Source organism: Microbacterium sp. T3-8 (genome assembly GCF_055398145.1).
The window spans coordinates 2,058,134-2,072,174 of sequence record NZ_AP027918.1 but is presented as its reverse complement, the minus strand read 5'-3'; the positions used below and the strand labels follow the sequence as shown (position 1 = coordinate 2,072,174).

The window sequence follows — 14,041 nt, the reverse complement described above, 5'->3', positions numbered from 1 at the left end:
GCGTGCGCCCCGAGGAAGAGCGCGGGTGATACGTCCGTGAGTCGCGAGAGACGCGACCACGTCATCGGAAGGACAGCTTCGTGACCACGAAGTCCCAGGACCGCCGCAAGGTGCGTCTGAGCCGTGCCCTCGGCATCGCTCTCACCCCGAAGGCCGCCCGCTACCTCGAGAAGCGTCCCTACGCTCCGGGTGAGCACGGCCGCACCAAGCGCAAGGCTGACAGCGACTACGCCGTCCGTCTGCGTGAGAAGCAGCGTCTGCGCGAGCAGTACGGCATCCGCGAGAAGCAGATGCGCAACACCTTCAACGAAGCCCGCCGCCAGGAGGGTCTGACCGGTGAGAACCTGGTCGAGCTCCTCGAGATGCGTCTCGACGCTCTCGTGCTGCGCGCCGGTTTCGCCCGTACGACGGCGCAGGCCCGCCAGCTCGTCGTGCACCGCCACATCCTCGTCGACGGCCAGCTCGTCGACCGCCCGTCCTTCCGCGTGAAGGCCGGACAGCTCATCCACGTCAAGGCCAAGAGCGAGGGCACCGAGCCCTTCCAGGTGGCAGCAGCCGGCGGTCACGCCGAGGTCCTGCCCCCCGTTCCGGGCTACCTCGAGGTCGAGCTCGACAAGCTCCAGGCCCGCCTGGTCCGTCGTCCGAAGCGCGCCGAGGTCCCCGTGACCTGCGAAGTGCAGCTCGTCGTCGAGTACTACGCGGCTCGCTGAGCCCACAGGGCGCTGATCTCAGCGTTCGAAACGAGAGGCGTCGGGGTGACCCGACGCCTCTCGTCGTTTTTGCATACGATGGAGACACCGCGCCTTCGCGGGTCAAGGCAAGGATGACGACATGAAGAACATGGTGTGGTTCCTGATCGGCGTGATCGGCGGCTTCGTCGCTGCGCATTTCATGAACAAGGACCCCCGCGGGCACGACATCCTCGCCGAGGTCGATGCCAGGATCAACGGCTTCACCGCGCTCATCGGCGACGCGTACCGCGCGCAGGAGGCCCGGCTCACCGAGCCGGAAGACCACTGACCCCTCGCGCAACCGCGCGGAACTTCTCACCTCCGAACAAGGACACCCGGGCACCCCTATGAATTCTGCGGAAATCGCGCAGCGCTATCTCGACTTCTTCGAGAAGAACGACCACGTCATCGTCCCCTCCGCCTCGCTCGTCAGCGACGACCCCTCCCTGATGTTCACGGTCGCGGGCATGGTGCCCTTCGTCCCGTACCTCACGGGCGTCGTGCCGTCGCCGCATCCGCGGATCGCCGACCTGCAGAAGTGCATCCGTACGAACGACATCGAAGAGGTCGGCAAGACCGCCCGTCATGGCACGTTCTTCCAGATGCTCGGCAACTGGTCGTTCGGCGACTACTTCAAAGAGGGCGCGATCCGCTACGCCTGGGAACTCCTCACCAGCAGCGAGGCCGATGGCGGCTTCGCGTTCGACGAGAAGGACCTCTGGGTCACGGTCTATGAGACCGATGACGAGGCCGAGTCGATCTGGCGCGACATCATCGGACTGAAGCCCGAGCGCATCCAGCGCCTCGGACGCGCCGACAACTACTGGAACACGGGTCAGCCCGGCCCGGGTGGCCCCGACTCCGAGATCTTCTTCGACCGGGGACCGGCGTACGGCAAGGACGGCGGCCCCGCGGCCGACGATTCGAGGTTCCTGGAGATCTGGAACCTCGTGTTCATGCAGGACTTCATCGAGAACATCCGCGGAAAGACCGAGTTCGACATCGTGGGCGAGCTCCCGCAGAAGAACATCGACACCGGCATGGGTCTCGAGCGCGTCGCCTTCCTCAAGCAGGGCGTCGAGAACATGTACGAGATCGACCAGGTGCGCCCCGTCCTCGATCGTGCCGTCGAGCTCTCCGGCCGCACCTATGGCAAGGTCCACGAGGACGACGTGCGCTTCCGCGTCATCGCCGACCACGTGCGCTCCTCGCTCATGCTGCTCTCCGACGGCGTGCGTCCGTCGAACGAGGGCCGCGGCTACATCCTCCGTCGCCTCATGCGCCGCACGGTGCGTGCGATGCGGCTGCTCGGCGTCGACGAGCCGGTCTTCCCCGAACTCTTCGCCACCTCGCGCGACGCGATGAAGTCGTCGTACCCCGAACTCGAGCGCGACTGGTCGACCCTCTCCGCGTCGGCGTTCGCCGAGGAGGAGACCTTCCGTCGCACGCTGGCCCAGGGATCGACGATCCTCGACCTGGCGCTCGACGAGACCAAGAAGGAGGGCAAGACGGCGCTGAGCGGCCCGGAGGCCTTCCTGCTGCACGACACCTACGGATTCCCGATCGACCTCACGCTCGAGGTCGCCGAGGAAGCCGGGCTCGAGGTCGACCGCGGCGCGTTCGACACGCTCATGCGCGAGCAGCGCGACCGCGCCAAGGCAGACGCACGCAACCGCAAGCGTCAGCTCGCGGATGTCTCCGTCTACCGGGAGCTGCGCGCTCTCGGCGAGACCGGCTTCGACGGGTACACCGAACTCGAGGTGCAGTCCCGCATCCTGGGCATCCTCGTCGACGGGCAGCCGGTGCGCAGCGCATCGGAGGGCCAGATCGCCGAGGTCGTCCTCGCTGAGACGACCCTGTACGCCGAGTCCGGAGGTCAGGTCGCCGACAAGGGAACGATCGTGGGCCCCGGCTTCGAACTCGAAGTGCTCGACGTGCAGCGTCCCGTGCCCGGACTCATCAGCCACACGGTGCAGGTGAGCACCGGATCGGTCGCCGTCGACGACGCCGCCACCACGGTCGTCGATGCGGCCAACCGTCGCGCGGCGCGTCAGGCGCACTCCGCGACGCACCTCGTGCACGCTGCGCTCCGCGACACGCTCGGTCCGACCGCCACGCAGGCGGGCTCGTTGAACCGCGCCGGCTACATGCGCTTCGATTTCTCCTGGTCGCAGGCGTTGTCGGCCGACACGCGCACCGAGATCGAGGAGATCACGAACCGCGCCGTCCACGACGCCCTAGAGGTCACCACGCGCATCGTCTCGCTCGACGAGGCGAAGGAAGCCGGCGCCATGGCGCTGTTCGGCGAGAAGTACGGCGACGTGGTGCGCATGGTCGACATCGGTGGCCCGTGGTCGCGTGAGCTCTGCGCGGGAACCCACGTCGGCTCCAGCGCCGAGATCGGCCTCGTCAGCCTCGTCGGAGAATCGTCGGTGGGAGCATCCAACCGTCGCATCGAAGCCCTCGTCGGCGTCGACGCCTTCCGTGAGCTCGCTGCCGAGCGTGCGATCGTCTCGCAGCTCACGAGTTCGCTGAAGACGCCGCGCGATCAGCTCGCCGAGCGCATCTCCGACCTCGCTGCGAACCTCAAGGCGGCGGAGAAGCGCATCGCTCAGTTCGAGTCCAAGGAGCGCGCGGGACAGATTCCCGCGATCGCCGACGCGGCGCGCCGGATCGCCGCGTTCTACGTCGCCACGGAGTCGCTCGGTGAGCTGGCCTCGGCCGACGATCTGCGCGAACTCGTGCTCGGCGTCCGCGACCGCCTCGGCTCCGATGCTGCGGTCGTCGCACTCGGCGCCGTGGTGAACGGTCGTCCGGTCGTGGTCGTCGCCACCAACGACGCCGCTCGCACCGCAGGTGCGAAGGCGGGAGCGCTCGCGAAGCGCGCCGCCGGAGTGCTCGGCGGAGGCGGCGGCGGGCGTGACGACGTCGCACAGGGCGGCGGAACGGATGCCGCGGCACTGCCCGCCGCACTCGACGCCATCGTCCAGGAGCTGCACGCAGCGTGAGCGGTTTCCGACGCGGGGTGCGCCTCGGCATCGATGTCGGGCGCGCCCGCGTCGGCGTCGCGCGGTGCGATCCCGACGGAATGCTCGCCGTCCCCGTCGAGACGGTGCCGCGCTCGGAGACCTCGATCGATCGGCTCGTGGAGCTCGCGGCCGAGTACGAGCCGATGGAGTTCGTCGTCGGTCTCCCGGTGAACATGCAGGGCGCGGACACCGCGTCGACGGTGGACGCACGGGAGTTCGCCGCAGCCCTTCGCACGCGCACCGGTGTCCCGGTACGGCTCGTCGACGAACGGCTCAGCACGGTGTCCGCGCACGCGGCCCTGCGTTCTTCAGGTCGAAATCAGAAGAACTCTCGTAGCATTGTGGATCAGGTCGCCGCGGTGGTGCTGCTGCAGCAGGCGATCGACACGGAGAAGAGCACCGGAAACCCGGCCGGTGCCGCTGTCCCGTCCGACGAGGAGCATCCCTGAACATGTCCGAACGCGATGGCGCGTCCCCCGCGCCCGATGCGAACGAGCCGCTCGGCGATCTCTTCGCGAACCTCCCCGAGCCGACGCAGCAGCATCCGACGGCCGATTACAGCGGCCCGGCGCCCGGCTCCCGGCGCGCCGCCCGTGAGGCCGCGCGCCGAGGCGACGCGTCACCCGAGACGACTCCCGCCGCGCTGCCCGACGCCGTGGACCCGGTCGGCGCCCCCGTCCCGGCAGTCGAGCCCGCGACATCGGCGGTCGAACCGGTGACGTCGGCTGCCGAGCCCGTGCGTCCGTCCGCCGAAGAGGTGCGGATCGCGCCGGCACGCAGGGAACCGGCACCCGTCGCCGCTCCCACCGCCGAAGCCGTCCAGGGAGAGGCCCCGATCGGCGGAGGCCTCGACGCTCTGTTCGTGGCTCCCGATGACGACCGCGCTCTGGCGAAGGCACCGAGGAAGCGACGTCGCGGGTGTCTGATCGCGCTGCTCGTCATCCTGGTGATCGTCGGCGGTATCGCCGCCGCCGGCGCCTGGGCGATGAACACCTACGGCGAGCAGATCAACGACATCATGGGCTGGGGTGAGCCGAAGGACTACGAAGACGGCGAAGCCTCCGGCGAAGCCTTCGTCACGATCAAGGACGGCGATACCGGACGCCCGGTGTCGACGGCACTCTACGAGGCCGGTGTCACCAAGACCGAGGACGTGTTCTACGACTACCTGATCGAGGAGAACATCGCTGTCACCTTCTACCCGGGTGTGTACCGCCTGCAGAAGAAGATGACCGCCGCAGCCGCGCTCGAGGAGCTGGGCAACGAAGACAACAAGCTCGAGAACACGGCGTCGGTGTCGGAGGGCGGCACGATCGAGTCCTCCCTGGCGGCGATGGCCGAGTCGCTCGGTCTGCCGGTGGAGGACTTCGAAGCCGCCGTCGCCGATCCCTCCGCCTACGGCGTCGACGCGCCGAGCCTCGAGGGGTGGCTGTTCCCGGCCGTGTACACCTTCGATCCCGAGGTGACGGCGACGCAGGTCATTCAGCGCATGGTCGATCGCACGCGGGAGGCGTTGACCGAAGCGGGCGTTCCCGATACCGACGCCGAGCGCATCCTGACGATCGCGTCGATCATCCAGCGCGAGGGCCGCACGGCCGACTTCGCGAAGGTGAGCCGCGTGATCGAGAACCGTCTCGACATCGACATGAAGCTGCAGATGGACTCGACGGCCCAGTACGGGTACGGCTCGCTGCACGAGGGAGTCGTGTCGAGCTCGACCGAGGCTCTGGAAGACGACAACGACTGGAACACCTACGTGCGCACGGGGCTTCCGGTGACGCCGATCGCGAGTCCGAGCTTCGCCGCGATCGATGCCGCGATGCACCCCGAGGACGGTCCCTGGCTGTACTTCGTCACGATCGACCTGTCGACGGGCGAGACGCAGTTCTCGGAGACGTACGAGGAGCACCAGGCCGGCATCGAGAAGTGGCGCGAATGGTGCCGGGCGAATCCGGATGCCGGCTGCTGACGCTCGTTCCCCCCACCGGCTCGCGGTGTGGGGGGATCCGATCGCTCACTCGAAGTCTCCGGCGCTCCATGCCGCGGCCTATCGTGTGCTCGGGCTGGACTGGGATTACGACCGCCGCCGCGTGAGCGCCGACGACCTGCCGTCGGCGCTGTCCGGTCTCGACGGATCGTGGCGTGGACTCTCGCTCACGATGCCCCTCAAGGAACAGGCGTTCCGGGCCGCGGCGGTGCGCGATCGCCATGCGACGCTCACGGGAGCCGTGAACACGCTCCTGCTCGACGGCGGGCCGGCGGGGTTCAACACCGACGTCGGGGGGATCGTCGACGCCCTGGCCGATGACGGGATGCGGGCGGCGAGCATCGTGCGCATCCTCGGTGCCGGGGCGACGGCGGCATCCGCCCTGGTCGCTGCGGCGGAGATCGGTGCCGAGCGGGCGGAGATCCGCGCGCGACGGCCGGATCGCGCTGCGGCACTGGTCGATCTCGGCGGCAGTCTCGGCGTGACCGTCTCCGTCGCCTCGTTCGATTCGCCTCCCACCCCGGTGGATCTGACGGTCGCGACGCTTCCGTCGGGTACGTCTCTTCCCGCAGACGTCGCCCTGCCATTGGCGGGTGGCGGGGGAGTGCTCTTCGATGCCGCCTACGCGCCCTGGCCATCGGCGCTGGCGGCGGTGTGGAGCGACGCACCCGTCGTGTCGGGCCTCGGGATGCTGCTCCATCAGGCGATCCGTCAGATCCGCGTCTTCCTGCACGGTGACCCGGCGCACGTGCTCGACGACGAGGCATCCGTCCTGGCCGCGATGCGCGCTGCTCTCTGACTCCGCGCGCTCTGTGACACGTCGCTGAAACGCGGACGGCGGGCGCGGCCGCGCATGGGAGACTAGAGGAATGCTCCGCGTGCTGACGGCCGGCGAATCGCACGGCCCCGAACTCATCGCCATCATGGAGGGCCTTCCCTCCGGTGTCCCGATCTCCTCCGAGGCGATCCAGGCCGACCTCCAGCGTCGGAAACTCGGCTACGGGCGCGGCTCGCGCATGAAGTTCGAGCAGGACGAGCTGAGCATCTCCGGCGGCGTCCGCCACGGCAAGACCCTGGGGAGTCCGATCGCGTTGCGCATCGGAAACACCGAGTGGCCGAAGTGGACCGAGGTCATGAACCCCGAGCCCGCCGAGCTCACCGACAAGTCCCGCGGCCGCGGCGCCCCGCTCACCCGCCCCCGCCCGGGTCACGCCGACCTCGTGGGCATGCAGAAGTACGACTTCGACGAGGCCCGCCCGATCCTCGAGCGTGCGAGTGCTCGGGAGACCGCCGCCCGCGTCGCGCTGGGTGCCGTCGCCCGTTCCTTCCTCAGCGAGCTCGGCATCCGTCTCGTGAGCCACACCCTCTCGATCGGACCGGTCGCCGTGCCGGCGGATTCACCGCTGCCGACGCCGGACGACGTCGACGCCCTCGACGCCGATCCGCTCCGGTGCTTCGACGCGACCACCTCCGCGCTGATGGTCGCCGAGGTCGACGACGCGAAGAAGGACGGTGACACCCTCGGCGGCATCGTCGAGGTGCTCGCCTACGGCCTTCCGCCGGGGCTCGGCTCGCACGTGCACTGGGACCGCCGGCTCGATGCCCGCCTCGCGCAGGCGCTGATGAGCATCCAGGCCATCAAGGGGGTCGAGGTCGGCGACGGATTCGAGACGACACGTCGTCGCGGCTCGGCCGCCCACGACGAGCTCTTCGCGACCGACGGCGGCATCACCCGCGGCTCCGACCGAGCCGGCGGAACCGAGGGCGGGATGTCGACCGGCACCGTGCTGCGCGTGCGCGCCGGCATGAAGCCGATCGCCACGGTGCCGCATGCGCTGCGCACGATCGACATCGCGACCGGTGACGACGCGACGGCCCACCACCAGCGCTCCGACGTCTGCGCCGTCCCCGCGGCGGGCGTCGTGGCGGAGGCGATGGTCGCCATCGAGCTCGCCCGGGCCGTGCTCGAGAAGTTCGGCGGCGACAGCGTCGGCGAGACCCGTCGCAACCTCGAGGGATACCTCGCGGCGATCCCGGCGGAGCTGCGCACCGCGCCGGCATCCGAGGCCGCGCTGCTCGCGCATGACGAACAGCACTGATCCGCTCACACTGGTGCTCGTCGGTCCCATGGCTGCGGGCAAGACCAGTGTGGGGCGGCGTGTCGCACGCCGCCTGGGCGTGCCGTTCATCGACACCGACAAGCGCATCGTCGCCGCCCACGGCCAGATCCCCGTGATCTTCGCCGAGCACGGCGAGGGTCACTTCCGCGAGCTGGAGCGGCTCGCGGTCGCCGACGCACTCGCGGAGGGCGGCGTGATCTCCCTCGGCGGCGGCGCCGTGACGGATGCCGGGACCCGCGCGCTGCTGGGCGCGCATCCCGTGGTCTTCCTCACGGTGAGTCCCGAGGCGGTCGCGGATCGGATCCGCGGAGCCGGGCGCCCGCTGCTCGAGTCGGAGGATCCCCTGGAGCGATGGACCTCGATCTTCGAGGCGCGCCGGGACTGGTACGAAGAAGTGGCAACGGCGACGTTCGACACGTCGCGCCGGCCGATGCAAAAGATCGCAGACGAGATCGTCACCTGGAGGAGAGAGCAGCGATGACCACCACGACCATCAGCGTCACCGGAGACGATGCCTACGACATCGTGATCGGCCGGGACATCCTCGACCGCGTGTCGGAGGCGCTGACGCCCACGGTGCGCAAGATTCTCGTGGTGCACCCTCCGACGCTCGCCGCGCGGGCGGCCGAACTACGCGACAGACTCCTTGCCGACACCGAGAACGGTCCGCGCGAGGTTCTGCTCGCAGAGATCCCGGATGCCGAGCAGGGCAAGCGCATCGAGGTGGCGGCCTTCTGCTGGCAGGTGATGGGTCAGGCGGACTTCACGCGCACGGATGCCGTGATCGGCTACGGCGGGGGAGCGGTGACCGACCTCGCCGGTTTCGTGGCCGCGACCTGGCTGCGCGGCATCCAGCTCGTGCAGGTGCCCACCACCGTCCTCGGTCTCGTCGACGCCTCCGTCGGGGGCAAGACCGGGATCAACACCGCGGAGGGCAAGAACCTCGTGGGGGCGTTCTGGGCGCCGCGTGCGGTGATCGGCGACCTCGACGAGCTGCGCAGCCTCAGCGCCAACGAGGCGACGGCCGGGTTCGCCGAGGTCGTGAAGGCCGGCTTCATCTGGGCGCCGGAGATCCTCGACATCGTCGAGGCGGATCCCGCACGCGCCGTGGATCCCGCCTCTGACGAGTTCCGCCGCGCCGTCGAGCTCGCGATCGGGATGAAGGCCGCCGTCGTCTCGGAGGACTTCCGAGAGGCCGGTCAACGCGAGATCCTCAACTACGGCCACACGCTCGGACACGCCATCGAGCATGCCGAGCGCTACCGCTGGCGCCACGGCGCGGCGATCTCGGTGGGGATGCTCTTCGCTGCCGAGCTCTCGCGTCTCGCCGGGCGTCTGTCCGACGAGGCGGCGCTGCGCCACCGCGCGGTTCTCGAGTCGCTCGGTCTTCCGACCTCGTACCGCGCGGGCGCCTGGCCGCAGCTCTTGGCCACGATGCAGCGCGACAAGAAGAGTCGTGGGGGAATGCTCCGCTTCATCCTGCTCGACGACATCGCCAAGCCGACCGTTCTCCAGGCTCCCGACGAGTCGCTGCTCTTCGCCGCCTACCAGGAGGTCGGCGCGTGAGCGCTCGGATCCTGCTGGTCAACGGCCCCAACCTCAATCTGCTCGGCACGCGCGAGCCCGAGGTCTACGGCACAGCGACGCTCTCCGACGTCGAGCGTCTCGCGACCGATGCCGCCGCCGCGGCGGGCTACGAGATCCGGGCGATCCAGAGCAATCACGAGGGCGTCCTGATCGATGCGATCCAGGCCGCCCGCGAGGACTGCGCCGCGATCGTGATCAACCCCGGCGGGCTCACCCACACGTCCGTGGCGCTGCGTGACGCATTGACCGGTATCGCCCTGCCCTTCGCCGAGGTGCACATCTCGGACGTGCACGCGCGCGAGGAGTTCCGCCACCACTCCTACCTCGAGGACGTCGCCGCCGTGCGGGTGATCGGGCGCGGCGTGGAGGGGTACGCCGAGGCCGTGCGACGGCTCACCGCCCTCATCCCGTAGAATCTACTGTCGGCCGGGTCCGCGCCCTGCGAGGGCGGCCGCGAAAACCACACAGGAACGGAACTCTCAGCGCATGGCATCTACCGCAGACATCAAGAACGGCGTCGTCCTCAGCATCGACGGGCAGCTCTGGAGCGTCATCGAGTTCCAGCACGTGAAGCCCGGAAAGGGCGGTGCGTTCGTGCGCACCAAGCTCAAGAACGTCGTCTCCGGCAAGGTCGTCGACCGCACGTACAACGCGGGCGCGAAGATCGACATCGAGAACGTCGACCGCCGCGACTTCACCTATCTGTACAACGACGGCGACGGCTTCGTCTTCATGGACGCCACCGACTTCGACCAGCTCACGGTCGGCGCGGCCACGGTCGGCGATGCGAAGAACTTCCTGCTCGAGAACCAGCAGGTCACGATCGCTCTGAACAACGGCAACCCGCTGTACATCGACCTTCCGGCGTCGGTCATCCTCGAGGTGACGTACACCGAGCCCGGTCTGCAGGGCGACCGCTCGTCGGCCGGCACGAAGCCCGCAACCCTCGAGACCGGCTACGAGATGCAGGTTCCACTGTTCCTCGAGACGGGCACCAAGATCAAGGTCGACACCCGCACGGGTGAGTACCTGGGTCGCGAGAAGTAAGGCGTGAGCGCTCGGACGAAGGCGCGCAAGCGCGCACTCGACATCCTCTTCTCCGCCGACGTGCGCGGAGACGACGTCGCCATCGCCCTCGCGGCCGAGGCCAAGCGGGCGGCGAGCGAACCTGCTCGCGAGGCCTCGTGGCTGTACGCCCGTGAGATCGTCGACGGCATCATCGATCACCGCGACGAGATAGACGAGCAGATCACCACGCACAGTCGTGAGTGGAAGATCGAGCGGATGCCGGCGGTCGACCGCGCACTCCTGCGCATCGCCGTCTGGGAGATCTTGCACAACGACGAGGTCCCGACGGCCGTCGCGATCGACGAGGCGGTGGAGCTCGCCAAGGAGTTCTCGACCGATGACTCGGGCGCGTTCGTGCACGGTGTCCTCGGCCGGGTGTCCCGCGCGGCCTGAACGCTCTGATCGCACCTCCGCCGCGTGTCGGAGGTGCGGGGGAGGATGAGGTCCATGGCGCTCCCGATCGATCCCGCGCGACGCGAACCGTCGCGTCCGGACGACGGATGGCGCGCGCTGCTCGGTTCGCGCGACGACGCTGATGACGACCTCGCTCCGCTCGCGCTCGGTGTCGAGCTCCGCTACCGCGAGGCGCGCGGGGGCAACCCGTGGGCGGCCCGACCGCTCCGTGCGGCGACACCTCGCGACGTCGCCCGGCGCACGGGAGAGATCCTCCTCGGCATCCGCCCTCTGGAGCGCAGCGCCGCCAGCGGTGCGTGGGTACAGGGCGGCGCCACGTGGGACGCCGTTCGGCGGTCGTCGGCGCGGTACGGGCGTGAGCGTTCGCGCTGGTTCGCTGACCTCCTGAGCATCGCGCGCGATTCACTGCTCTCGGGCACAGCGGGTGACTGGTTGCTGGTCGACCACCTCGAATCCCGTCTGCTGTGGTCCCACCTCCGCGCGGGCGCGGCACTCGGCATCCCGCTCGTCCCGACGCAGAAGGATGTCGAGGTCGTGCTGGCCGACCGTGCGGGTGTGCGCGCGGACATCGCCAGGAACGACGAGGGCGACCTCGAGGTGTCGGCCGCGGTCGAGTTCGACGGCGAGACGATCGGCGACGCAGACATCCGCCCGATCGGACGCAGCGGCGTCTACGCCGTGACCTCCCGTGGGCACCGGGTGCGGGTGGTCCTGTCCGAGATACCGCTCAGCGACTCGGTGCACGCGCTGGTCGCCGCTCCCGGCCCCCTGGTCGTGCCGCATGCAGAAGAAGAGGCGTTCCTGCGCGAGGCGTATCCGCTGCTGGCGCGGCGCATCGAGGTGCGCGGCAGTGCGCGGGTCGATCTTCCGCCGTTGCCCTTGCCGACACCGGTGCTCCAGCTCACGTTCCGTCGCGGCGACACGATCGCCTTCGCGTTCGAATGGGAGTACCGGGGCTTCGGTCGCGTGCCTCTCGACGAGTCCACCCACGGCGTGCGCGATCGGGCGGCCGAGACGGCAATCCTCGAACCGATCCTCGCGGTCTGGCAGCGGGCGACAGGGGCGCGCTTCACATCGACGGGTGCGTTCCACGACGTCGAAGCCGCCGAGTTCGTCACGCATCTCGTCCCCCGTCTCGAGGTCGAGGGGGTGCTCGTCGAGGTGTCCGGTCGACGCAAGACGTATCACGAGCTCACCGGCGAACCGGAGGTGACGGTCTCGACGGTCGAATCCGCCGACCCCGACTGGTTCGACCTCGGCGTGCTCGTGCGCATCGACGGCCGACTGATTCCGTTCGAACCGCTCTTCGCCGCTCTGACGAAGGGGCGTAGGAAACTCCTCCTCGTCGACGGGAGCTACTTCTCGCTGCAGCATCCTGCGCTGGATCGCTTGCGCGAACTGCTCGAGGAGGCCGCCGACCTCGACGAGTGGGAGACCGGGCCCCGCATCAGCCGTCATCAGACCGACCTCTGGGAGGAGTTCGAGGATCTCGCCGATCAGGCTCTCCCCGCCGTCACCTGGCGGGCCACGGCCGAAGGGCTGCGCGCTGCCACGGGTGTGCCGTCCGCACCGATGCCGCAGGGGATCACCGCCGAGCTGCGTCCGTATCAGAAGGAGGGATTCGACTGGCTCGCCTTCCTCTGGCAGCACCGGTTGGGCGGGATCCTCGCCGACGACATGGGCCTGGGGAAGACACTCCAGATCCTCACTCTGATCGCGCATGCCCGCGAGACGGGCGAGCGCCGGCCGTTCCTCGTGATCGCGCCGACGTCGGTCGCCGGAACGTGGCATTCCGAGGCGGCCAGGTTCGCCCCCGGGCTGACGGTGCAGGTGCGCGGCGCGACGCGCTCGTCCGGTCTGGCCGAGCCGTTCGGCGCCGACGTGGTCGTCACCACCTACGCGGTCGCCCGTCTCGACGCGGATGCCTTCGCCGCGGTCGAGTGGGCGGGGATCGTGCTCGATGAGGCCCAGTTCGTCAAGAATCCCGCGACCAAATTGCACCGCGCGATCGAGGGCTTCCGCTCGGACGTGACGATCGCCGTGACCGGAACCCCCCTCGAGAACAGCCTCACCGAGCTCTGGGCGCTGCTCCAGCTCACCGCACCCGGTCTCTTCCCCTCCGCCCGAAAGTTCCGTGAGCGCTACCTCCAGCCGATCGAGCAGGGCAAGGTCCCCGAGAACGAGGAGGGCGGCCCCTACCGTCAGCGTCGTCTCGCGCAGCTGCGGCGACGGATCCGCCCCCTGGTGCTGCGGCGCACCAAGGAGCACGTGGCCCCCGACCTCCCCTCGAAGCAGGAGCAGATCCTCGAAGTCGAGCTCAGCGCCTCGCATCGCGCGCTGTACGAGGCCGTGCTGCAGCGCGAGCGTCAGAAGGTGCTCGGTCTGCTGCCCGATCTCGATCGCAACCGGTTCATCGTGTTCCGTTCGCTGACGCTGCTGCGGATGCTGAGCCTGTCGCCGGCCCTCATCGATGCGAACGATCGCCGGATCGGGTCGCGCAAGCTCGACGTTCTCCTGGAGAGGGTGGCCGAACTGCAGGAGGAGGGCCACCGCGCCCTCGTCTTCAGCCAGTTCACGTCGTTCCTCGACCTCGCCGCCGAACGGCTCACCGCCGCCGGTATCCCGTATGCGCATCTCGACGGAGCGTCCCTGCGCCGACAGGAGATCGTCGACGGCTTCCGGGACGGCACGCAGCCGGTCTTCCTCATCAGCCTCAAAGCGGGTGGGTTCGGCCTGACGCTCACCGAGGCCGACTACGTTTTCCTGCTGGACCCGTGGTGGAACCCGGCGGCCGAGGCGCAGGCCGTCGACCGCACGCACCGCATCGGACAGTCCTCGCAGGTCTTCGTCTATCGCATGATCTCGGTGGGCACGATCGAGGAGAAGGTGCTCGACCTGCAGCGGCGCAAGGCACGGCTCTTCTCGGCCGTGATGGACGACGAGGCCCTCTTCGCCCAGGCGCTCACCGCGGACGACATCCGCGGACTCTTCGACGACTGAGTCTCCGACACCGGGTTATCCACGGCCCGGTCGCCGCGGACGCACAGCGGGGCGCGGGTAGAATCGGTGCCGTCCAGGAGGGCGCTCGAACAGGGGCGTCCGGGA

General features: G+C 69.2%; 13 protein-coding genes. All 13 read left to right on the top strand.

All coding sequences use genetic code 11. From position 1 onward, the window contains the following. Positions 1-80: 80 nt before the first annotated feature. Positions 81-710, top strand: coding sequence for a 30S ribosomal protein S4 (rpsD, locus tag ACZ5Y9_RS09830; protein WP_247622432.1), 630 nt, complete (start codon positions 81-83; stop codon positions 708-710). Between the two features lie 121 nt (positions 711-831). Then, on the top strand, positions 832-1,020 hold the full coding sequence (locus ACZ5Y9_RS09825) for a hypothetical protein (RefSeq protein ID WP_247622433.1): 189 nt from the start codon (positions 832-834) through the stop codon (positions 1,018-1,020). Positions 1,021-1,078: 58 nt separating this feature from the next. Next, complete coding sequence (alaS, locus tag ACZ5Y9_RS09820; RefSeq protein ID WP_247622434.1) at positions 1,079-3,739, top strand: alanine--tRNA ligase; 2,661 nt, start codon at positions 1,079-1,081, stop codon at positions 3,737-3,739. After that, on the top strand, positions 3,736-4,209 hold the full coding sequence (ruvX, locus tag ACZ5Y9_RS09815) for a Holliday junction resolvase RuvX (RefSeq protein ID WP_336640337.1): 474 nt from the start codon (positions 3,736-3,738) through the stop codon (positions 4,207-4,209). The genes alaS and ruvX overlap by 4 nt, the downstream gene beginning before the upstream one ends. Before the next feature lie 2 nt (positions 4,210-4,211). Continuing rightward, positions 4,212-5,729, top strand: a complete 1,518-nt coding sequence (gene mltG, locus ACZ5Y9_RS09810) for an endolytic transglycosylase MltG (protein ID WP_464471238.1) — start codon at positions 4,212-4,214, stop codon at positions 5,727-5,729. Further along, positions 5,716-6,546, top strand: coding sequence for a shikimate dehydrogenase family protein (locus ACZ5Y9_RS09805; protein WP_464471237.1), 831 nt, complete (start codon positions 5,716-5,718; stop codon positions 6,544-6,546). The genes mltG and ACZ5Y9_RS09805 overlap by 14 nt, the downstream gene beginning before the upstream one ends. Before the next feature lie 70 nt (positions 6,547-6,616). Further along, complete coding sequence (gene aroC / locus ACZ5Y9_RS09800) at positions 6,617-7,846, top strand: chorismate synthase (RefSeq protein WP_464471236.1); 1,230 nt, start codon at positions 6,617-6,619, stop codon at positions 7,844-7,846. After that, positions 7,830-8,348: a shikimate kinase gene (locus ACZ5Y9_RS09795; protein ID WP_464471235.1), complete on the top strand. Its 519-nt coding sequence runs from the start codon at positions 7,830-7,832 to the stop codon at positions 8,346-8,348. The genes aroC and ACZ5Y9_RS09795 overlap by 17 nt, the downstream gene beginning before the upstream one ends. Then, positions 8,345-9,433 (top strand): 3-dehydroquinate synthase, encoded by a 1,089-nt coding sequence (aroB, locus tag ACZ5Y9_RS09790; protein ID WP_247622440.1) that lies wholly within the window; start codon positions 8,345-8,347, stop codon positions 9,431-9,433. Before ACZ5Y9_RS09795 ends, aroB begins: the two co-directional genes overlap by 4 nt. After that, positions 9,430-9,867 carry a type II 3-dehydroquinate dehydratase gene (aroQ, locus tag ACZ5Y9_RS09785; protein WP_404596373.1) on the top strand — a complete coding sequence of 146 codons (438 nt, stop codon included), beginning with the start codon at positions 9,430-9,432 and terminating at the stop codon, positions 9,865-9,867. Before aroB ends, aroQ begins: the two co-directional genes overlap by 4 nt. 73 nt (positions 9,868-9,940) lie before the next feature. Next, positions 9,941-10,501: an elongation factor P gene (gene efp / locus ACZ5Y9_RS09780; protein ID WP_247622442.1), complete on the top strand. Its 561-nt coding sequence runs from the start codon at positions 9,941-9,943 to the stop codon at positions 10,499-10,501. A 3-nt stretch (positions 10,502-10,504) separates the two neighbouring features. Continuing rightward, positions 10,505-10,915 carry a transcription antitermination factor NusB gene (gene nusB, locus ACZ5Y9_RS09775; RefSeq protein ID WP_247622443.1) on the top strand — a complete coding sequence of 137 codons (411 nt, stop codon included), beginning with the start codon at positions 10,505-10,507 and terminating at the stop codon, positions 10,913-10,915. 54 nt (positions 10,916-10,969) lie between these two features. Then, a complete protein-coding gene (locus tag ACZ5Y9_RS09770) occupies positions 10,970-13,936 on the top strand; it encodes an SNF2-related protein (protein WP_464471234.1) in 2,967 nt (988 codons plus the stop codon). Positions 13,937-14,041: the final 105 nt, after the last annotated feature.

Bases quoted from the DNA above. Each gene is read 5' to 3' on its own strand.
- ACZ5Y9_RS09825 (WP_247622433.1), top strand. From the start codon at position 832: ATGAAGAACATGGTGTGGTTCCTGATCGGCGTGATCGGCGGCTTCGTC.
- alaS (WP_247622434.1), top strand. From the start codon at position 1,079: ATGAATTCTGCGGAAATCGCGCAGCGCTATCTCGACTTCTTCGAGAAG.
- mltG (WP_464471238.1), top strand. From the start codon at position 4,212: ATGTCCGAACGCGATGGCGCGTCCCCCGCGCCCGATGCGAACGAGCCG.
- ACZ5Y9_RS09805 (WP_464471237.1), top strand. From the start codon at position 5,716: ATGCCGGCTGCTGACGCTCGTTCCCCCCACCGGCTCGCGGTGTGGGGG.
- aroC (WP_464471236.1), top strand. From the start codon at position 6,617: ATGCTCCGCGTGCTGACGGCCGGCGAATCGCACGGCCCCGAACTCATC.
- ACZ5Y9_RS09795 (WP_464471235.1), top strand. From the start codon at position 7,830: ATGACGAACAGCACTGATCCGCTCACACTGGTGCTCGTCGGTCCCATG.
- aroB (WP_247622440.1), top strand. From the start codon at position 8,345: ATGACCACCACGACCATCAGCGTCACCGGAGACGATGCCTACGACATC.
- efp (WP_247622442.1), top strand. From the start codon at position 9,941: ATGGCATCTACCGCAGACATCAAGAACGGCGTCGTCCTCAGCATCGAC.
- ACZ5Y9_RS09770 (WP_464471234.1), top strand. From the start codon at position 10,970: ATGGCGCTCCCGATCGATCCCGCGCGACGCGAACCGTCGCGTCCGGAC.